Origin of the sequence: Duganella sp. sic0402, from assembly GCF_019219065.1 — a bacterium.
In the GTDB taxonomy this organism is placed as follows: Bacteria; Pseudomonadota; Gammaproteobacteria; order Burkholderiales; family Burkholderiaceae_D; genus Rugamonas.
On sequence record NZ_JAHUWK010000008.1, the window covers coordinates 110,047 to 130,090 of the forward strand.

A 20,044-nucleotide genomic window follows, 5' to 3' on the forward strand; every position below is an offset into this window, starting at 1 on the left:
GATCAGGACAGCAGCAGTTTGATGTCATGCAGCGCCGGACCGGTGCCCTGGCCCGGACGCAGCAGCAGGCGCAGCTTGCCCTGTTTGTCGAACACATAGCTGGCGGCGGTGTGGTCGATCGAATAGCTTTCCCTGGTGCTGCCCGGCACCTTGTTGTACACCACCTTGAATTCCTTGCCGACGGCGGCGGTCTGCTCGGCCGTGCCATACAAGCCGAGGAAGCGCTTGTCGAAGGCTGGCACGTATTCGGCCAGCAGCTGCTGGGTGTCGCGCTCGGGGTCAACCGTGACGAACAGCACTTGCACCTGTTCGGCTTGCGGACCAAGCTGCTTCATGATTTCCGACATTTCGGCCATGGTGGTCGGACACACGTCGGGGCATTGGGTATAGCCGAAGAACATCACCACCACCTTGCCCTTGAAATCGGCCACGGTGCGTGGCTTGCCGGTGTGGTCGGTCAGGGAAAAGTCCTTGGCAAAGGAGGCGCCGGTCAGGTCGGTGCTCTGGAACGCCAGCTTGGGCGATTCCGCCTGTTTCTGGCCACAGCCGGCCAGCACGGAAACCGCGATCATCGCAAAGGCGAGAACTTTTTTCATCGAGAGTGGTCTTTCAGTTGAACTTATTTTGGCTCACGCCAGTCTAACCCGCATGATGCCATTATCACTGCTTAAATACTGCTTAATTACTGCTTAATAGGCAATGATAACCAGCTGAAATCGTCCGATCAGATCTTGATGTAGTGGTCAACCAGCAGGGCGACGAATAGCAGTCCGAGGTACATGATGGACCAGGCGAAGGCTTTGCGGGCAATCAGGTCGGTGTAGTGGCGGTAGATTTTCCAGGAGTGGTGCAGGAATACGGCGTTCAGGATCACTGCGCTGACCAGGTAGATCAGGCCGCTCATCTGCACCGCGTACGGCAGCAGCGTGGTGGCCGCCAGCGCAATCGAGTACAGCCAGACGTGGAATTGGGTGAACTGCATGCCATGCGTGACCGGCAGCATCGGCAGGCCGGACTTGGCGTAGTCGTCGCGGCGGTACAGCGCCAGCGCCCAGAAATGCGGCGGCGTCCAGACGAAGATGATCATCACCAGCAGCCAGGCTTCCATCGGCACATCGTTGGCCACCGCTGCCCAGCCCAGGGCCGGCGGCATCGCGCCCGACAGGCCGCCGATCACAATATTCTGCGGCGTGGCCGGCTTCAAAATCATCGTGTAGATAATCGCGTAGCCGAGGAAGGTGACAAAGGTCAGCCACATGGTCAGCGGATTGACCAGCGCGTACAGTACCCACATGCCGGCCCCACCGATCACGAGGGCAAAGATCACCGTCTGCAGCACCGTGATATCGCCCAGCGCCATCGGCCGGCGCGCAGTGCGCGCCATGCGCGCGTCAATCTCGCGCTCAGCCAGGCAGTTGACCGCGAACGCCGCGCCGGTCAGCAGCCAGATGCCCACCGTGGCATATAGCACCAGCGTCACGCTTGGCAAACCATCCGAGGTGCCCAGAAACATGCCAATAATGGCGACAAACACCGCCATCATGGTGACGCGCGGTTTGGTCAGCGCCCAAAATTGCGAGGCGCGGTTCTGGTATTTGGTGGTTACGGTTTGCGTGGTCATGAGAGCAACTTAATCAATGCCGTACCGTCGACGTCGGAGGATGCGCGGCACCTGAAGCTGCCTTTTTTGCAATGTCGTACTGGTACTTAGCCTTGTAGTTTAACATGGTCAGCAACAGCACGAGCAGCGCCGCCCCGGCGTTGTGCAGCACCGCGATGGTCAGCGGGAAGCTCAGGTAGATGGTCGCCAGGCCGGTGACGATCTGCGCGCCCAGCACCAGCGCGATATTGCGCGCGGTTTTATGCAGGGCATCGTGGCCCCAGGCGCGCCACACGGCATAGCCCGCCACCACCGCCACCAGCAAGCCGAAGTTGCGGTGCACCCAGTGAATCGCCGTCAGCGCGGAGAATGGCAGATAGTGGCCGGCGGCTGTCTTGCCCAGCTCGCGCCACAGTGTGAAGCCGTGTTCAAAATCCATCTCCGGTATCAGCTTGCCGCCGCACAGCGGGAAATCGGTACAGGCCAGCGTCGCGTAGTTGGTGCTGACCCAGCCGCCCAGCGCCAGCTGCACCAGCAGGAACACCGCCGCCAGCGCAGACAACATCCGGATCTTGCGCATTGCCGGCGGCGAGGCGCTGACCACGGTGCGCGGCGAAATCAGATGGTTCTGGCGGCCGCCATACCACACCAGCATCGCCAGCAGGCCCATGCCCAGCAACAGGTGGATGGTGACGATCACCGGTTGCAGCTTCAGCGTCACGGTCCAGGCGCCGAACGCGCCCTGCACGCACACCGCCAGGAATAGCGCGGTCGGCATCCACGGCGCATATTCGGCGCGCGTGCCCTTGGACTTGCGCCACTGATACCAGGCTTGCGCCATCATCGCCACGATCAGCACGCCGATGGTCATCGCCAGATAGCGGTGGATCATCTCAATCCACGCCTTGACCACGGTCACCGGGCCATGCGGCATCAGCGTTTCCGCCGCGACGATCTGCTCATGCGCGATGAAGGGATTGGCGGCGCCGTAGCAGCCCGGCCAGTCGGGGCAGCCCAGGCCGGAGTCGGTCAGGCGCGTGAACGCGCCAAACACGATCAGGTCGAAGGTGATGAACACGCACACCCACACCAGCTTGCGGTACTTGTTAGCGTCCGACGACGTCCAGACGATGGCGGCCGGCAGCAGCGCGATCAGCAGCGCCGTGACAGCCATTTGTGCGAGAGTGAGATGCATATTCTTTAACCTATGGCCGAAGCCTTCAACAATTTCGCGATGTCCTTGTGGACCCGCTTGACCTTCTCCACATCGCTGGACACCGCCCCTTTCGGGAAGCGCATCATCAGATTGCCCAGCGGATCAATCAAATACATATGCTCGGACGCGCGGTCGGCTGCGCCGCCTTCCAGCGGCAGCCATTTCTCCAGCACCGCCGCCGGCGCGCGCAGCATATGCGTGCCGTCATTCACCCGCAGCAGCATGGTTTCCAGCGGCTGGTCGTCGGTGATCAGCCACACCCGCTCGATGCGGTCGGCCTCCTTGCCCTGCATGGTGCGCAACTGGCGCATCGCAAACAACTGGTCCTGGCAATCCGCCGCGCAGTCGGACGGACCGACTTTCAGCATGATCCACTTGCCCTTGTAATCCTCCAGCCGCGCCGGCTTTCCGTCCAGCGTGGTGCTGGCCATGGCCGGGATCGGATAGGCACGCGGATCGATCAGCGCGCCGTAGTTGGTCTGTCCGCCCTTGGGCTTGATGACGTAATAGGTAAAGTATGACGCAATCAGCGGCGCCGCGCACACCGCCAGCACGGCCAGCAGTTTCCAGCGGCCGCGCGCCTGGCTATTGTTTGTTTTTTCCACGTCTGAATCCGTTCACAACAAAAAAGATCAGCGCCATCGCCGACAGCGCATACCACTGGAAAGCGTAGCCCTGATGTTTCTCCACGCCCAGCGACGGCGCCGGCCAGTCACGCACCATCTGCACATCGTCGCCGGACGGCTGGGCTGGCGCGCCCTGCTCCACCACAAACGGCTGCATGGTCAGGCCGCTATCCTTGGCCAGTTGCAGCGGATCGGCGTTCTGCACGATGGCGTTGGGCGTCAGCGCCGCCGCCGTGCCCAGCTCCATCACATGGCCGGCGTTATGCCGTGCCACGCCCTGCAGCGTGACCGCGCCTTCCGGCGTGGCGTAAGCCGGCAGCCGGTCGCGCACCGCCGGATCGCGCGGCAACCAGCCGCGCGCCACCAGCACATGCATATTTGATCCCGCTATTTTAAACGGCATCAACAAATAAAACCCGGCCCGGCCCTGGTAGGGACGGTTGTCCAGATACACCGGCCAGCCACGCACGAACTCGCCACTGACGGTCACGCGGCGCCAGGCGACAGTGTCCGCCGCCAGCGGCGCGCCGTCCAGCACTACCGGCGCCGTCTGCGCGCCCTGGGACAATTTGTCCTGCAGCGCGGTCTTCTGTTCGGCGCGGCGCGACTGCCAGTTACCGAGTTGCACACCCAGGGCCACCAGCAGCACGGTGGCCACGAAAGGAATCAATTTAAACCGGAACGCCATTACAATGGAACCTTGATCAAATCGCTATTCTCCATGACATGAAAATTGCCGTTGCCATCGCCTTCATCCTGATCATCGGCAGCCTGGCAGTGGCGTTCTTCTTTCTGATGCGGGACAAGGGGCGCAGCAACAACACGGTGCGGGCGCTGGCGGTGCGCGTGGCGCTGTCGATCACCCTGTTCCTGCTGATACTGCTCGCCTACAAGCTAGGGTACATCCACCCGACCGGCATCCGCAACGGATAAAAAAAAGCCGCACCGGAGTGCGGCTTGTCCAGCGGTGCACCTTACATCCAGTACACCACCACGTACAGGCCCAGCCAGACTACGTCGACAAAGTGCCAGTACCAGGCCGCGCCTTCAAACGCGAAGTGATTGTCCGGCGTGAAGTGCCCTTTCAGCAAGCGGTACAGCACCACCGACAGCATGATCGCCCCCATGGTCACGTGGAAGCCGTGGAAGCCGGTCAGCATGAAGAAGGTCGAGCCGTAGATGCCCGAGGTCAGCTTCAGGTTCAGTTCGGTGTACGCATGGTAGTACTCATACGCCTGGAAGCCCATGAAGGTCGCGCCCAGCAGCACCGTGGCGAACAGCCAGATCGCCGTCTGCGCACGATGGCCGGCGCGCAGCGCGTGGTGCGCGATGGTCAGCGTTACACCGGAGGTCAGCAGCAGCGCGGTGTTGATGGTCGGGATCGGGAACGGGCCCATGGTGCGGAATTCTTCCACCGTGCCGGCCGGGCTGGCGCCCGCCCACTGCGCGGCAAAGTCCGGCCAGATGAATTTGTGGTCGAGATCGCCCAGCCATGGCAGCGTGATGGTGCGCGCATAGAACAGCGCGCCGAAGAAGGCGCCGAAGAACATCACCTCCGAGAAGATGAACCAGCCCATCGCCCAGCGGTAGGAGTGGTCGATGCGCTGGCTGTACAAGCCGCCTTCCGATTCCTTGATGGCGTCGCCGAACCAGAAATACAGCACGATCAGCGTACCGAGGATGCCGACGCCGTTCGCGGCCGGCCCCCACGATACATCATTAACCCACGCCGACGCGCCGATCATGGTCACCAGCAGCGACAGGCCGGCCAGCAGCGGCCATCGGGATGGACCGGGCACGAAGTAGTACGGCGCGGCAGTGTTATGTGAACTCATCTGCATCTCCCCTATTCACTATTGATCTATTGATCTATTGAGCTACTACGAATTTGACGATTGTTATCAGTAATCCTATGAACACCGCCACCGCCAGCAAGGCCGCGATGATGACATGCAAGGGATTGAATCCCTGCTGGTCATCCGCGTCGAAATCGCGCTTGCGGCGCAGGCCTACAAACGACCACAGCACGGCCCGCAGCGAATACAGGAAGCCGGGCTTGTCCGCCATCACTGCACCGCCGCCGACTTGACCAGGCCACCGCCGATTTCAAAGAAGGTGTACGACAGCGTAATCGTCTTCACATCCTTCGGCAGCTTCGGGTCGATGAAAAACACCACCGGCATCTGGCGCGCTTCGCTGGCCTTCAGGGTTTGCTGCTGGAAGCAGAAGCACTCCACCTTCATGAAATACGGCGTCGCGTTCTGCGGCGCGTAACTCGGTATTGCCTGCGCATTCATGTCGCGCTTTTGCGTATTCACCACTTCGTACATCACCGTATTCAGTTCGCCGGGATGGACCGTCATGCTGGACTGCGTCGGACGGAAGCGCCATGGCCCCTGCGCGTTGCCGTCGAACTCGATGGTGACGCTGCGGCTCTTGTCGACTTGCGTATTTTTGTCGTACGCGACGACGCCATCCTTCTGCGTCAGCACGTTCAAGCCCAGCGCTTCGCAGATCTGGCGGTAGAACGGATTAAGCGCATAGGCAAAGCCGAACATCACCATCGCGATGATGACCAGCTTGCCCAGCAGTCGGCGGTTTTCCGTCATGTCAGCTCAGCCAGAGGCGTTTGACGAACACCGAGGCGAAAAAGAACACCGCCAGCGCCCCCAGGATCAGGGCGGTGCGCAGGTTGTTCGGCTTGTTTTGGCCGCTCATGATTATTTGAACTGCGGTGGCGTTTCAAACGTGTGGAACGGCGCCGGCGACGGCACGGTCCACTCCAGGCCTTCCGCGCCTTCCCATGGCTTGGCTTCGGCCGGCTTGCCGCCACGGATGGTCGGCAGGATCACGAAGAACAGGAAGAACACTTGCGACAGGCCGAAACCGAAGGCGCCGATCGAGGCGATCATATTGAAGTCGGTGAACTGCGCCGAATAGTCGGCGTAGCGTCGCGGCATGCCGGCCAGGCCCAGGAAGTGCATCGGGAAGAAGGTGATGTTGAAGGTGATCAGCGACAGCCAGAAGTGGGTCTTGCCCATGAACTCGTTGTACATATGGCCGGTCCACTTCGGCACCCAGTAGTAGAAGCCGGCGAACAGCGCGAACAGCGAGCCGGCCACCAGCACGTAGTGGAAGTGCGCCACCACGTAGTAAGTGTCCTGCAACTGGATGTCGATCGGCGTCACCGCCAGGATCAGGCCGGTGAAGCCGCCGATGGTGAACACGAAGATGAAGCCGACCGAGAACAGCATCGGCGTTTCAAAGGTCATCGAACCGCGCCACATGGTGGCGATCCAGTTGAACACTTTCACGCCGGTCGGCACCGCAATCAGCATGGTCGCGTACATGAAGAACAGCTGCGAGGTCACCGGCATGCCGGTGGTGAACATGTGGTGGGCCCAGACGATGAACGACAGGATCGCGATCGAGGCGGTCGCATACACCATCGAAGCGTAGCCGAACAGCTGCTTGCGGGCGAAGGCCGGCAGGATCTGCGAGACGATGCCGAACGCCGGCAGGATCATGATGTACACCTCGGGGTGGCCGAAGAACCAGAAGATGTGCTGGTACATCACCGGGTCGCCGCCGGCGGCCGCGTTGAAGAAGGTGGTGCCGAAGTGGCGGTCGGTCAGCGTCATGGTGATGGCGCCGGCCAGCACCGGCATCACGGCGATCAGCAGGTAGGCGGTAATCAGCCAGGTCCAGCAGAACATCGGCATCTTCATCAGGGTCATGCCAGGCGCGCGCATATTCAGGATGGTGACGATGATGTTGATCGAACCCATGATCGACGAGGCGCCCATCAGGTGCATGGCAAAGATCGCCATGTCCATGCCGGGGCCCATCTGCGTCGACAGCGGCGCATACAGCGTCCAGCCGGCGGCGGTGGCGCCACCCGGCGCCAGGAAGGAAGTGGCCAGCAGGATCGCCGCTGGCGGCAGCAGCCAGAACGAGAAGTTGTTCATGCGCGCGAACGCCATGTCGGACGCGCCGATCTGCAGCGGGATCATCCAGTTGGCGAAGCCGACGAAGGCCGGCATGATGGCGCCGAACACCATCACCAGGCCGTGCATGGTAGTCAGCTGGTTGAAGAATTCAGGCTGGAAGAATTGCAGGCCGGGCTTGAACAACTCGGTGCGTATCATCAGCGCCAGCACGCCGCCGGACAGCAGCATGGTGAACGAGAACCACAGGTACAGTGTGCCGATATCCTTGTGGTTGGTAGCAAACAGCCAGCGCGCCGGACCATGCGGATGGTCGTGCGCGTGATCATGATCGTGGCCGTGATCCAAAGTAGTAGTGCTCATCTGTAACGCTCCTGATTACTTACGTGCAGCCACGATTTCGGCTGGTTGAACGATGTTTTCGGCGGCTTTGTTCGTCCAGCTATTGCGGGTATAAGTAATGACAGCCGCGATATCCGTATCCGACAGTTGTTTCCAGCCAGGCATCTCGGTAGGATATTTCCCACTCTTCTTACCGTGCAGCAGCACGTTGATTTGTTCCGCTTTCGGACCATTCACCACTTCCGAGCCGTCCAGCGCAGCAAACATGCCCGGCGTGCCGCGGCCGTTGGCCTGGTGGCAGGCCACGCAGTTGGTGTTATAGACTTTTTCGCCCTTGGCTTTCAGTTCGTCGATGGTCCAGGTTTTGCTTGGATCATCGGCCAGCGCCGCCATTTCTTTTTTCTTGGTGTCGACCCAGACTTTGTACTCGTCATCGGTGACCACGCGCACCACGATCGGCATAAAAGCGTGCTCCTTGCCGCACAGTTCCGAGCAATAGCCGCGGAAGATGCCGGTGTGCTCCGACTTGAACCAGGCGTCGCGCACAAAGCCGGGAATCGCATCCTGCTTGACCGCGAAGGCCGGAATCGACCACGAGTGGATCACGTCGTTGGCGGTGGTGATCAGGCGGATCTTGCGGTGCACCGGCACCACCACTTCGTTATCGACTTCCATCAGATAGTTGTCGCCGCGCGCCTCGGTGGGCTGGAAGCCTGGGGAGCCGATCTGCGCACGCGGAGTCGACATATTCGACAGGAAGCTGATGCCTTCGCCCTCGCCTTTCAGGTAGTCGTAGCCCCACTTCCACTGCATGCCGGTGACCTTGATGGTGATGTCGGCGTTGGAAGTATCCTTCATGCCGACTACGGTGCGGGTGGCGGGCAGTGCCATGCCGATCACGATCAGGAACGGTACGATGGTCCAGGCCACCTCGACAGCGGTGGATTCGTGGAAGGTGGCTGGCTTGTGGCCGAGCGATTTGCGGTGCTTGAAGATGGAATAGAACATCACGCCAAACACCGCGATGAAGATGACCAGGCAAACCGCCATCATCCAGTTGTGCAGGTCGTAGACTTGAGCAGCGATTTGGGTTGCGGGAGGTTGCAGATTCAATTCGCCGGCGGTGGGTCCGCCGGTGCCGCCGGTGGCGGCAGTGTAGGTACCTGTTGCGGTGTCAGCTGCCCACGCTGGGACACCGGCTGCCGTAACGGCCAGCCCGAGCATCAACGCTTGAAGTCGCTTCGCATATGTCATGTTTTCCCCAACTGCCCAAGAAATTAAAAATATTTTTTTTAACGTCTTACCGGCTATCGGTGAACTGAACCGGCGACGCTCCTTAAACAACATCGCATGGGCTGGGATAACCTGGCCTATGCGCGATTCTGCTTAGTGCAACTGCTCGTTCGTGCTCAATGTAAGCTGTGTTTGCCATGGTGGCAAAGTTAGTGATTGATTATATAGAACAAAAACGTAGCACATCAAGCAATAAACTATTGTTGTTGCCATACGGTTTTACGCCGCATGGCAACATGAAAACCGCATTAGCGCGGCTTGCGCGGCGGATCGAAGCGAATGATCGCTTCGCCCTTGGAAGTGACCTTGGGCGCCGGGCGGAACGCGTGACCGTAGATAACCTCAAAGCTCAGGCTCAGTTTGCCATCTGCGCGGCGGCCGCGTTCCAGCGTGTCCAGCATGCGTTGCCAGGCCGCCTTGCCCATCATGCTGCGACGCAACGTGGTCAGCGGATTGCCGCCCAAAGCGCGTACATCGGACAACAACGCTTGCGGTGTTGCATAGGTCACCGTGATGGTTTCCATGTCCAGCACCGGGGTCGAGAAGCCGGCTTCGACCAGTTGATCGCCGAAATCATGCATATCGACAAACGGCAGCACATGCGGCGCCAGGTCGGCTTCGGCAAACGCGCTGCGCAGCTCGCGCAGCGTATCCGGGCCGAAGCAGGAAAACATCAGCAGGCTGTTGACCCGCAGCACCCGGCGCCATTCGGCAAACACGCGGTCCGGCTGCGGATGCCAGTGCAGCGCCAGGTTGGACCAGACCAGGTCCAGCGAATTCGGCCCCAGCGGCAAATCGGCAAAATCGCCGCATAGCAGGTCGACGCCACTCTTCGACGGCAGCAACTTGCTCAGCAACTGATTCAGCGAGGATGATTTGGCGCCAGGTCCCTGGGCGCTGCGCAGCATCGGCTCGGCGGCGTCCAGTCCGAGGATCTGGGCGGTCGGATATGATTTTTGCAACAATGGCAGGTCGGCGCCGCTGCCACAGCCGGCGTCCAACACGCGTGCAGGCGCTATTTTAATCAATTCCAGCCGATCAAACATGCGCGATGATATTTCTCGGCGCAGAAAATCAGCGGCAGCGATACGCTCAGGACGGGAAAACAGTTTGCGGACGCGCTCCAGGTCGATCGGCGCGCTGAGTTTGGGCGGATTAGCGGGGACTTGCATGGTGATAGGTCGTTGTAATGCGATAATGTCGGCAGTGTACATGGTTGCATCGCTCCGCGACGGCCGCCGGCATGCTTTTCCGGATGGAGGCATGGCATGAATGACAAGATTTTCGCGATGCGCCGCGGCCAGCTGCTATTTAACCAGCTGCTTGACCGGCTGCTGCCGAACGCCTGCGCGCTGTGCGGAGGCGCCAGCAGCGAGGCGCTTTGCGCAGGCTGCGAGGCGCAATTCTTCGGTCCTGCCGCCGCCATCGCCCGCTGCGCGTGCTGCGCCAATCCTTTGCCTGCTGCGGCCGCTGCGGGGATGCTGTGCGGCGTCTGCCTGGCCAGTCCGCCGGCGTTCGACCGCACGCTGGTCGCCGCCGACTACGTGCTGCCGGTCGACCAGCTGGTGCTGCAACTGAAATTCGGCCACCGCCTGGCACTGGCACCGCTGTGCGCCCGTTTGCTGCGCGACGCGGTGCTGGCCGCCGGCGCGACGCCGCTGCCCGCCCTGCTCTGCCCGGTGCCACTGGGGCCGCGCAGGCTGGCCGAGCGCGGCTACAATCAGGCGCTGGAAATCGCCCGGCCGCTGGCGCGCAGCATGGGCGTCGCGCTGGAAGCCAGGCTGGTCCACCGCGTGCACGATACCGCCGCCCAGAGCAGCGTCACGCCCGCCGAACGCCAGGCCAACATCGCCGGCGCCTTCGCGGTGCCGGACGCCGCGCTGGTGGCAGGCCGCCACATCGGCGTCGTCGACGACGTGATAACCAGCGGCCGCACACTGAACGAACTGGCGGCAACACTAAAGCGCCACGGCGCCGCGCGGGTCAGCAATTTCGTGTTTGCCCGCACGCCGCCCCACTGAATTTTAAGAAGGAAGAAACATGTTCCACGTCGTCCTGGTCCACCCAGAAATCCCGCCGAACACCGGCAACGTCATCCGCCTGTGCGCCAACACCGGCGCGCAGCTGCACCTGATCGAACCGCTCGGCTTTCCGCTGGAAGACTCAAAACTGAAGCGCGCCGGCCTTGACTACCACGAATACGCGCGCATGAAAGTGCACAAGGACTGGGACGCCTTTCTGGCCGACACCCAGCCCGACCCGGCGCGCATGTACGCGATGACCACGCACGGCTCGTCGCCATTCGCCCAGGCCGCATTCCAGCCGGGCGACGTGTTTGTATTCGGCTCCGAAACCGCCGGTCTGCCGGTGGCGCTGCGCGAAAGCTTCCCGCCAGCGCAGCGCATCCGCCTGCCGATGCGTCCCGACAACCGCAGCATGAATTTGTCCAACACCGTCGCCGTGGTGGTGTTCGAAGCCTGGCGCCAGAACGGCTACGCCGGCGGCGCCTGAAGCGCTGCGGCCGGCGGGCGCGCGTGCATCCACACCGAACCCGCCACGCCGGCGATCAGCAGCACCATCGCCATCAGTTCTAGCGGACGCGGCATCTGCCGCAGGTAGATAAATCCGTACAGCAGACCGAACAGCGTTTCAAACAGCAGCAACTGGCCGGACAGCGTCACCGGCACACGGCGGCTGGCGATATTCCATAGCTGATTGCCGATCACCGACGCGCCCAGCGCCACCAGCGTCACCACGCTCCAGAAATACAGCCAGTCGCGCGCCGGCCCACCTGCGCCAACGCCCCCCAGCGCCAGCGCCACCACGCCCATCAGCAAGGCCAGCAGACCGGTGCTCAAGCCATACAGGCCCGACCACTCGGCGCCGCTGAAATGCGGATTACGCTTGAGGAAACGCGCGTTGTCCACCGCGTACCAGGTCCAGCACAGCAGCGCGCCAAACGCGCACAGCATGCCCAGCGCCACCATGCTCCATGGCTGCTGGCCGCCACGCGCATGCATGAACACATCCACATTGATGCAGACGATGCCCGCCACCACCAGCGCCAGCGGTCCCGCCAGCTGACGCAGAGGCAAGGCGCCGTGATCGCGCCGCCCCAGCAGGCTGACGCTGAGCGGCAGCAAGCCGATAATCAGCGAGGCCGCCGCCACGCCCGCCAGCTGCACGCCGGTCGATAGCAGCAGGTAGTACACGATATTCCCCGCCAGCGCATGCCGCAGCAGCACCTGGCAATCGCTGCGCGTTAGCCGGCGCAGCAAGCCGCCCAGGCGCGGCGCCAGCAACAGCAAGGTGATCAGCCCGTAGGCCAGATAACGCCCCAGCGCCAGCTCCATCGGCGAAAACGCCGCAAGCCAGCGCGGCATCACAAAAATCGTACCCCAGAATGCTCCGGCCGCGAGGCCGCATACAACGCCATACCACATAGACTCTCCTTTCGAGGCCTATTGTGGCGGTGGGTGCGCGGCGCGGATTGTGTGGGGCTAGCGGATTTTTGTCTGATACTGGCGCCGGTAGGCCAGCGGCGTGGTGTCCAGCGTGCGCCGCATCGCGTGCGTCAGCGCGCTCTGGTCGGCAAAGCCGGCCTGGGTCGCCAGCTGCGCGATCGGCAGCGAGGATTCGGCCAGCAGGCGGCAGACATGACGCAGCCGCATCGCGTTCAGCCAGGCTTGCGGAGTCGTATCCAGCTCTTCGCGAAAGACGCGATGCAGACGGCTGACGCTCAGGCAGGCCAGCTGCGCCATACTATCGGTGTTCCATGGCTGGCCAGGCGCGGCTTCAACCTGCGTCAAGGCGGCTTGCAGGCGCGATACGGGACGCACAGGCTGGCTGGTCAGCGACTCCAATAGCAGCGGCGTCCAGTTGGCCAGCACCGTCGCGCTGGCGGCGCCCTGCGCCTGCAGCATGCCCATGAAGTCGATCAGCTTGGCCGTGGCCGCGCTGACCGGCGCAAACGGCCGCCGCGCCAGCAGACCGGCGGTTTCGGGCGGCACGGCGGCCAGGTCGAAGTCGAGGATCAGCGAGGCATTGGCCTCGCTGGAAAACTGCGTATGCACCAATCCTGGCGCGATGAAGGCGGCGCGCAGCGGATGCAGCAGCGCGCCGTGGCCGTTGATATCGAGCGTCAGCTTGCCGCGCAGCGGCAGCACCATCTGCGCGAAGTCGTGCGCGTCCGAGAACGGCACGTCGTAGCTACGCAAATCGATTTCGGTGGTGGCATGGGCTGACATGCCACCAGTGTAACTTAGAACGGTGCAGCCACACCGAACAGCACTGACTGGTAGCGGCCCTGACCGCTATTCAGGTTGCTGTTGTAATCAATCAGCACCGACATGCCATTGCTCAGCGATAGCCGCACGCCAAAGCCGGCCGTCCAGGTGGCGGCCACCTGACCGCTGGAGCGCAGCACATACGCCGGGCCATCCCCCGCCAGGTCGGTGTAGGCGATGCCGGCCTCGTCCGCGCCAGAGAACTGGCGCCGGTACTCAACCCGCACGCGCGGCATCCAGACACCGCTACGGCTGCTGATCTGCGCTTCACTACGCATGCCCAGTACGCCACTGCTGACGCGCGAGCGTTGCTTGAAGTAAGTCAGCGAATAATTGACGCTGGCCGTTTCACTGGTTTTATCCAGTGTGGTCTGCGCCAGTTCCATCCGGCCGTAGGGCGACAGCATCCAGCCTTCGCCACGGTATTCATAGCCGCCCGACAGCGCGATGAACTGCTGCTTGCCGCCGCGCGTGGCGGTGGCGTAACTGCGGTCGTCAGTGACGTAGCGGACCGTGTCCAGATCCAGCGTGCCATAACCGATCACGCCGTCAATGAAGGTGGCCTTGCTCGGCCGCACGCTGCCATACACCGAGACGATCGCGCTGCTGGCCTTGCTCTTGCTGCCATGCTCACCGACGTCGGTGTTGGCGCGGCTGAAGCCCACGCCGGCGCCCAGCGTCAGGCGGTTGCTGAAGCGGTAGTCGCCACCGGTGCTGATGCCGTTGCTGGTGAAACGGAAGCCCTGCTGTTCGCCACGCGCATTGCGTTGGCCGAAGTCGATCGCGCCATCGATCCACAGCGACCAGGCCTCGCGCGCTTCCGCCTGTCCCGGCAGGTCCGGCAAGGCATTGCTGTCCTGCACCAGCACAGTCTTCTTGCGCTCAGCGGCGGCCGGCGCCTGCTGCTGGCTCCAGCCCACCTTGCGCAAACGCGCCTGCAACGGCGATTCCGTCGACCGCAGGATGTCGCCGTCCTGCCACTGCGCCGCCTGCTGGCGCAGCGATGGCTGTGGCGGCGCCAGCGTCAGGCCGAAACTGGAACGCGCCCAGCCGTCGCCATGCAGCCGCTCCAGGCGGCGGCCAAAGTTGCCCAACTGCGCCACCACAAAGCGGTTGGCAGCCTCGGTCTGCGCACTGGTCAGGGCCTGGATCTGAGGATCGCTGGCCGCATCGGCACGCGCCGCCACGGTGAAGCTCACCAGCGCCACCGGCGATGTTCCCGCCGCATTGCTCAGTGTGTAGCCGACCTTGGCCACGCCCGAGTAACCACGTGCCGCCGCGAAGCGCAGGCGATAGACGGGACTGGCGGCCGTGCCGGCATCGTCAATGGTCGCCGTGCCGGCATTCGCGGGACTGACACTGACCACCGCAGCGGCAGTGAATGGGCCATTGAGCGCCCCGGCCGTCAGGTCGACATCGCTACTGACGCCGGCATTGGTGCTGGCGGCATGGGATGGCGCTGCCGGCACCGGTGCCCCGACCACCAGCACGAACTCCTGCGCCTTGGTAAACGGAGCGCCGGTGCCGGTGCTGCTGTCGGTGGCCGAGGCGATGATGGTGAAGTTCCCGGACTGGGTCGGCGTGCCGGAAATCGTCACGCCGCTAGCGCTGGTGGCGCTCACCGTCAACCCAGCTGGCAAGCCGGTGATGGTCGCCACCGTGTAAGGCTCCGCACCGCCGCTCCAGCTGATCACCTGGCTATAGGGCTGGCCCTGCATCGCCGTCCATGGTGCCGACGATCCCAAGGCCAGTGCCGGCGCGGCAACCGTGATGTTGACCACCACCGTGGCGGAAACACCGCTGGCGTTGCTGGCCTGATAGCTGAATCCATCACTGCCGTTGTACCCGCTGTTCGGCGTGTAGCGGATGGTGGTCCCGCTGGCGACCGCGTTGCCATGCGTGGCCGCAGCCACCACCGCGACCGAAGCTGCCGCGCCGCCGCTCAGGCTGAGCGGGATGGCGTTGGCCTGACTGCCATAAGCGACATTGGCGTGCGAGGCTGCCGCCACCGGCAAGCCGAGCGCCACGCTGCCGCTGTAGGTTTGCGTCGCACGGGCTGGCGTGGTCGCGCTGTCGGTCACGGTGACGCTAAAGCTGTAGGCACCGGCCGCGCCGGAGGTGCCCGATATCAACCCCGTTGCGGACAAGCTCAGGCCTGCCGGCAGCGCGCCGCCAGTGACCGCATAGCGGTATGGCGCGCCGCCGCCGCTGGCGTTCAGTTGCTGGCTGTACGCCATGCCTTGCTGCGGCTGCGGCAGCGTGGCTGTGTTCAGGGTCAGCGCCGGGGACGCCGGCGCTGTCACTACCAGCGTATAAGTACGCAAGATCGAAAACGGTGCACCGCTGCCAGTCGAGCTGTCGGAGGCGCGAATGACTATGCTGAACGTGCCAGCCTGCGTTGGCGCGCCCGACAAGGTTGCTGTCGCCGCGTTGAAACTCAGCCCGGCCGGCAGCGTGCCAGTCTGCACATAAGTGTAAGGGCCGGTGCCGCCACTGGCCTGGAACCCTTGCGAGTAAGCGTCACCGGTCATGGCGCGCAGGCTGGTAGCTGCCGGTAGCAGCGCCAGCGTCGGTTGCGAAACGGTGATGTTCACCGTCACTGTCGCCGAGGTGCCGGCCAGATTGCTGGCGTTATAACTGAACGTGTCCGATCCCGCGTAGCCTGCTGTCGGTGTGTAGCTGATGCTGGCGCCGCTGGCCGTCGCCACGCCATGCGCGGCGTTGCCTACCACCGTCACCGCGCTGACCATCCCGCCGCTCAGCAACAGATTGATGCTGACAGCGTTGCTGCCGTACGCCACGGTGGCGCTGGAAGCCGTCGCCACCGGCGCGCCAGCGCCGACGGTGCCAGTGTATGTCTGCTGCACCGTAAACCGGGTGGCGGTCGAGCTATCGCTTGCCGTCACGGTAAAGCTGTAGGGGCCGGAAGCAGTTGGCGTACCCGCCAGCAAGCCGGCGCCCGACAGCGTCAGGCCGGACGGCGTGGCGCCGCTGGTCACCGCATAGGTATACGGCGCCATGCCACCGGCCGCCGTCAATTGCTGGCTGTAGGCGAGATTCAGCTGCGGCTGCGCCAGGGTGGTGGGCGCCAGTGTCAACGTCGGCGCCGACACCATGATGCTGACCGTCGCCCTGGCCGAGGTTCCAAACGCGTTGCTGGCGTTGTAAGTGAAGCTGTCGGCGCCCGCATAGCCCGCTGTCGGCGTATAGCTGATGGTAGTAGTGCCGCTGACGGAGGCAACGCCGTGTGCCGCGTTGCTAACCAAGCTCAGCGAAGTAGGCGTGCCGCCGCTCAGCACCAGGTTGATATTGTTGGCCGAACTGCCATATGCCACCGTGGTGCTGAACGCCGCCGCGACCGGTGCGCCCGCCCCCACCCTGCCGCTGTAGGTCTGCGACGCGGTAAAAGGCGTGGCAGTCGAACTATCGGTGGCGGTCACAGTAAAGCTGTACGGCCCGCTGGCGGTTGGCGTGCCGGATAACAGGCCGGCGCTACTTAAGCTCAGGCCGGCCGGCGTGGCGCCGCTGGTCACCGCGTAGGTGTAAGGCGCACTGCCGCCCGTGGTGCGCAGTTGCTGGCTATAGACGATATTGATCTCCGGCTGCGTCAGCGTGGCCGGCGTCAGCGCCAGGGCCGGCGCCGATACAGTAATGGTGACCATGGCCGTGGCCGACGTGCCGAACGCATTGGTGGCGTTGTAGGAGAAAGTATCCTGTCCCGCATAGCCCGCCGTTGGTGTGTAGCTGATGCTGGTCCCGCTGGCCACCGCACTGCCGTGCGTAGCAGCCGATACCACCAGCAGCGAGGTCGGCATGCCGCCGCTCAGCGCCAGGTTGATCGTGTTGTTGGCGGTGCCGTAAGCCACTGTCGCGCTGGACGCCAGCGCCACCGGTGCGCCGGCGCCAACGGTGCCGGAATACATCTGCGATACCGTAAAGCGGGTGGCAGTCGAACTATCGGTGGCGGTCACGGTAAAGTTGTATGGTCCGCCGACGGTTGGCGTGCCCGCCAGCAAGCCGCTGGTCGACAGCGTCATGCCGGATGGCACGGCGCCGCTGGCCACCGCATAGGTGTACGGTGCCATGCCGCCGGCCACCGTCAGTTGCTGGCTGAAGCTGACATTCGTTTGTGGCTGCAGCAATGTGACCGGGGTCAGCGTCAGCGTGGGCGCCGACACCGTGATAGTCACCGTCACCGTGGCCGAGGTGCCCGCCGCATTACTGGCGTTGTAGCTGAAGCTGTCGGCGCCGGCATAGCCGGTGGCCGGCGTGTAGCTGATGCTGGCGCCGCTGACGCTGGCCGTGCCGTGCGACGGCAGACCTACCACCGCCACTGCGGTAGGCGCGCCGCCGCTCAGCGACAGGCCGATGTTAGTGGCCGCGCTGCCATAGGCCACCGTTGCGCTGGACGCCGCCGCGACCGGCACGCCGACCGCCACCGAGCCATTGTAGGCCTGCTGCACGGTGAAGTGGCTGGCACTGGAATTATCGGTGGCGGTGACGCTGAAGCTGTACATCCCGGCCGTGGTCGGTGTGCCCGCCAGCAGACCGCCGGTCGACAGCGTCAGGCCGGCTGGCAAGGTGCCACTGGTGACCGCATAAGTGTAGGGCCCCATGCCGCCACTGGCGTTCAACTGCTGGCTGAAAGGCTGAGCCGTCTGCATGGCCGGCAAGCCCCCTGGCGCCAGGCTTAGTGTCGGCGGCGACACCATGATCGTCACCGTCACCGACGCCGAGGTACCGACCGCATTGCTGGCGTTATAGGTGAAGCTGTCGGCGCCGGCATAGCCAGCGGTTGGCGTATAGCTGATGCTGGTGCCGCTGGCGCTGGCCGTGCCGTGCACAGGCGCCCCCGTCACCGCCACCGAAGTTGGCGTGCCGCCGCTTACCGACAGGCTGAGCACATTCGCCGTATTGCCATAAGGCACAATTGCGCTGGACGCTACCGCCACTGGCGCACCCGCGCCCACCGTACCGCTGTAGGCCTGCACCACGCTGAAGCCGGGACTGCTGGAACTATCCGTGGCGGTGATGGAGAAGCTGTACGGGCCGGCATTCACCGGAGTGCCGCTCAGCACACCGGTGGTCGGCGCCAGTGACAAGCCCTGCGGCAAGCTGCCGACGCTAACGGCATAGCTGTATGGGGCAATCCCGCCGCCGCCGGTGAGCTGGGCACTGTAGCCGACGCCGCGCTCCGGCGGTGTCAGCGTCGAAGGACTCAGGGTCAGGCTTGGCGCCGCCATATTCAGTGTGTAATTACGCAACACACTAAACGGCCCGGTGCCGGTCGAGGTGTCAGTAGCGGTCACCGTGATCGGGAAGCTGCCAGCCTGGGTTGGCGTACCCGATAGGATGCCGGAGCTGCTATTGAAGGCCAGGCCGGTGGGCAAAGCACCGGTCAGTGCATAGCTGAAGCTGGCGCTGCCGCCGCTGGCCACAAAAGCCTGCGTGTAAGCGCCGGCGGCAGCGCCATTCAGCGTACTGCCGGCCGGTGTCATCGACAGCGACGGCGCCGAGACAGTGATGCTGATGGTCGCAGCGGCGGAAGTGCCGCCGGCATTGGTGCCGGTATAGGTAAACGCATCGGGTCCGGCATAGCCTGGCGTCGGCGTATAGCTGATCGCCGTGCCATTGACCACCGCAGTGCCGTGCGCCGGGCCGCCGGCCAGCGCCACCGAGTCCGGCGTGCCGCCACCGCCGGCATTCAGCACCAGTGGCATCGCATTGTTGCTGCTGCTGTAAGCCACGGTGCTGCTGGCCGGTCCCACCACCGGGGGCGGCGGCAGCGGATCGATGGTGATGCTGAAGCTCCTGGCGCCGCTGTACGGACCGGCGCCGCCGGTGCTGTCGGTGGCCTTCAGCGACAAGGTCCAAGTGCCGGCGGTGGTTGGCGTACCGGACAGCAAACCGCCCGACGAGATTGACAGTCCCGGCGGAAAAGTGCCCGAGTTATAGGCATAGGTGTACGGCGCCGTGCCGCCGCTGGCAGCCAGCTGCTGGCTGTAGGACTTGCTGACCATGCCGTTCGGCATGGCGGCGTTGCTTACGCTGACGGTCGGCATCGCGATCTGCATCGCATACGCCTTGAACGTGACGTAGTTGGGTGCTGACGAGTCCGTCACCTTGACGATAAAGTTGAAGGTGCCGGTGGCGCTGGACGTGCCCGAGATCGTGCCGCTCGTGGAAAGACTGAGTCCCGCCGGCAGCGTGCCTGACGAGAGCGCATAGCTGTATGACGGCATGCCGCCACTGGCACTCAGCGTCTGGCTAAAGGGCACCCCCAGTTGCGGATTGTTCACGCTCACCGGCGACACCGTCACCGGCGTGCTCGGCGGAACAATGGTGACATTGACCGTAAACGCCAGCGCGCTTTCGTCCTTCAGGATGAAACTGTCGCTGGTGGCGCCATCGCCGCTGTTCACATAGGTAATCGTCGTATTGCCGTTGCCGACGGCCGGATCCAAGCCAGACACACTGCCATGTGACGGTAGCTGGACAATCCCAGTGGTCCCGAACCGGCTACAGAAGGCAATGCTGAACGAGCCCGAATTGCCGGAATCAACCGTCAGCGTCTGCGTCGGACAGGCGGACTGCGCCTGCGCCAAGGTCGGCAACATCAGCAAACATAGGCAGGCGTAGGCTTGCAAGAGGTATCTCAGATGAAACATGGCTGATCCCTGGTGATTATTTTTTAAGCAAAATTTCCCGCGATTTTAGAAGTGCAAATCGGCAGG

At 63.4% G+C, this 20,044-nt stretch carries 18 protein-coding genes; 3 read left to right on the forward strand and 15 right to left on the reverse strand.

The window, feature by feature from the left end; genetic code table 11:
- Positions 1–2: 2 nt before the first annotated feature.
- The 5 genes from KW842_RS18945 to KW842_RS18965 form a co-directional block, all read right to left on the reverse strand.
- Positions 3–596: an SCO family protein gene (locus tag KW842_RS18945; RefSeq protein ID WP_218305678.1), complete on the reverse strand. Its 594-nt coding sequence runs from the start codon at positions 594–596 to the stop codon at positions 3–5.
- Positions 597–724: 128 nt separating this feature from the next.
- A complete protein-coding gene (cyoE, locus tag KW842_RS18950) occupies positions 725–1,621 on the reverse strand; it encodes a heme o synthase (RefSeq protein ID WP_218305679.1) in 897 nt (298 codons plus the stop codon).
- Between the two features lie 13 nt (positions 1,622–1,634).
- Entirely contained in the window at positions 1,635–2,795 is a 1,161-nt protein-coding gene (locus KW842_RS18955; RefSeq protein ID WP_218305680.1) for a heme A synthase, read from the reverse strand.
- A 5-nt stretch (positions 2,796–2,800) separates the two neighbouring features.
- Positions 2,801–3,421 carry a redoxin domain-containing protein gene (locus KW842_RS18960; RefSeq protein ID WP_218305681.1) on the reverse strand — a complete coding sequence of 207 codons (621 nt, stop codon included), beginning with the start codon at positions 3,419–3,421 and terminating at the stop codon, positions 2,801–2,803.
- Positions 3,402–4,136: an SURF1 family protein gene (locus tag KW842_RS18965; protein ID WP_218305847.1), complete on the reverse strand. Its 735-nt coding sequence runs from the start codon at positions 4,134–4,136 to the stop codon at positions 3,402–3,404. Before KW842_RS18965 ends, KW842_RS18960 begins: the two co-directional genes overlap by 20 nt.
- A gap of 32 nt (positions 4,137–4,168) precedes the next feature.
- Between KW842_RS18965 and KW842_RS18970 the strand changes: the two genes are divergently transcribed.
- Positions 4,169–4,375, forward strand: a complete 207-nt coding sequence (locus KW842_RS18970) for a twin transmembrane helix small protein (protein ID WP_218305682.1) — start codon at positions 4,169–4,171, stop codon at positions 4,373–4,375.
- A gap of 41 nt (positions 4,376–4,416) precedes the next feature.
- On the opposite strand, the gene KW842_RS18975 is transcribed toward KW842_RS18970, so the two are convergent.
- The 7 genes from KW842_RS18975 to KW842_RS19005 all read right to left on the reverse strand — a co-directional run bounded on the left by KW842_RS18975 (position 4,417) and on the right by KW842_RS19005 (position 10,196).
- Positions 4,417–5,277 carry a cytochrome c oxidase subunit 3 gene (locus KW842_RS18975; RefSeq protein ID WP_218305683.1) on the reverse strand — a complete coding sequence of 287 codons (861 nt, stop codon included), beginning with the start codon at positions 5,275–5,277 and terminating at the stop codon, positions 4,417–4,419.
- Between the two features lie 34 nt (positions 5,278–5,311).
- On the reverse strand, positions 5,312–5,509 hold the full coding sequence (locus tag KW842_RS18980) for a DUF2970 domain-containing protein (protein ID WP_218305684.1): 198 nt from the start codon (positions 5,507–5,509) through the stop codon (positions 5,312–5,314).
- On the reverse strand, positions 5,509–6,051 hold the full coding sequence (locus KW842_RS18985) for a cytochrome c oxidase assembly protein (protein WP_218305685.1): 543 nt from the start codon (positions 6,049–6,051) through the stop codon (positions 5,509–5,511). The genes KW842_RS18980 and KW842_RS18985 overlap by 1 nt, the downstream gene beginning before the upstream one ends.
- A 1-nt stretch (position 6,052) precedes the next feature.
- Positions 6,053–6,160 (reverse strand): cytochrome oxidase small assembly protein, encoded by a 108-nt coding sequence (locus tag KW842_RS18990; RefSeq protein ID WP_218305686.1) that lies wholly within the window; start codon positions 6,158–6,160, stop codon positions 6,053–6,055.
- Between the two features lie 2 nt (positions 6,161–6,162).
- The gene (gene ctaD / locus KW842_RS18995; protein WP_218305687.1) at positions 6,163–7,752 is read right to left on the reverse strand and encodes a cytochrome c oxidase subunit I; all 1,590 of its coding nucleotides are present in this window, start codon (positions 7,750–7,752) and stop codon (positions 6,163–6,165) included.
- Between the two features lie 15 nt (positions 7,753–7,767).
- Positions 7,768–8,985, reverse strand: a complete 1,218-nt coding sequence (gene coxB / locus KW842_RS19000; RefSeq protein WP_218305688.1) for a cytochrome c oxidase subunit II — start codon at positions 8,983–8,985, stop codon at positions 7,768–7,770.
- A gap of 287 nt (positions 8,986–9,272) precedes the next feature.
- On the reverse strand, positions 9,273–10,196 hold the full coding sequence (locus KW842_RS19005) for a methyltransferase domain-containing protein (protein ID WP_218305689.1): 924 nt from the start codon (positions 10,194–10,196) through the stop codon (positions 9,273–9,275).
- Between the two features lie 96 nt (positions 10,197–10,292).
- On the opposite strand from KW842_RS19005, the gene KW842_RS19010 reads away from it, so the two are divergent.
- Both KW842_RS19010 and trmL read left to right on the forward strand, forming a co-directional pair.
- A complete protein-coding gene (locus tag KW842_RS19010; protein ID WP_229223789.1) occupies positions 10,293–11,045 on the forward strand; it encodes a ComF family protein in 753 nt (250 codons plus the stop codon).
- 19 nt (positions 11,046–11,064) lie between these two features.
- Positions 11,065–11,535 (forward strand): tRNA (uridine(34)/cytosine(34)/5-carboxymethylaminomethyluridine(34)-2'-O)-methyltransferase TrmL, encoded by a 471-nt coding sequence (gene trmL / locus KW842_RS19015; RefSeq protein ID WP_218305690.1) that lies wholly within the window; start codon positions 11,065–11,067, stop codon positions 11,533–11,535.
- On the opposite strand, the gene KW842_RS19020 is transcribed toward trmL, so the two are convergent.
- Genes KW842_RS19020 through KW842_RS19030 form a run of 3 tightly spaced genes read right to left on the reverse strand, consistent with a single transcriptional unit; the run spans position 11,517 to position 19,783 of the window.
- Positions 11,517–12,467, reverse strand: coding sequence for a DMT family transporter (locus tag KW842_RS19020; protein ID WP_218305691.1), 951 nt, complete (start codon positions 12,465–12,467; stop codon positions 11,517–11,519). The two genes, trmL and KW842_RS19020, sit on opposite strands and share 19 nt — an antisense overlap.
- Positions 12,468–12,524: 57 nt before the next feature.
- Positions 12,525–13,271 (reverse strand): AraC family transcriptional regulator, encoded by a 747-nt coding sequence (locus tag KW842_RS19025; protein ID WP_218305692.1) that lies wholly within the window; start codon positions 13,269–13,271, stop codon positions 12,525–12,527.
- 14 nt (positions 13,272–13,285) lie between these two features.
- Entirely contained in the window at positions 13,286–19,783 is a 6,498-nt protein-coding gene (locus KW842_RS19030; protein ID WP_218305693.1) for a putative Ig domain-containing protein, read from the reverse strand.
- Positions 19,784–20,044: the final 261 nt, after the last annotated feature.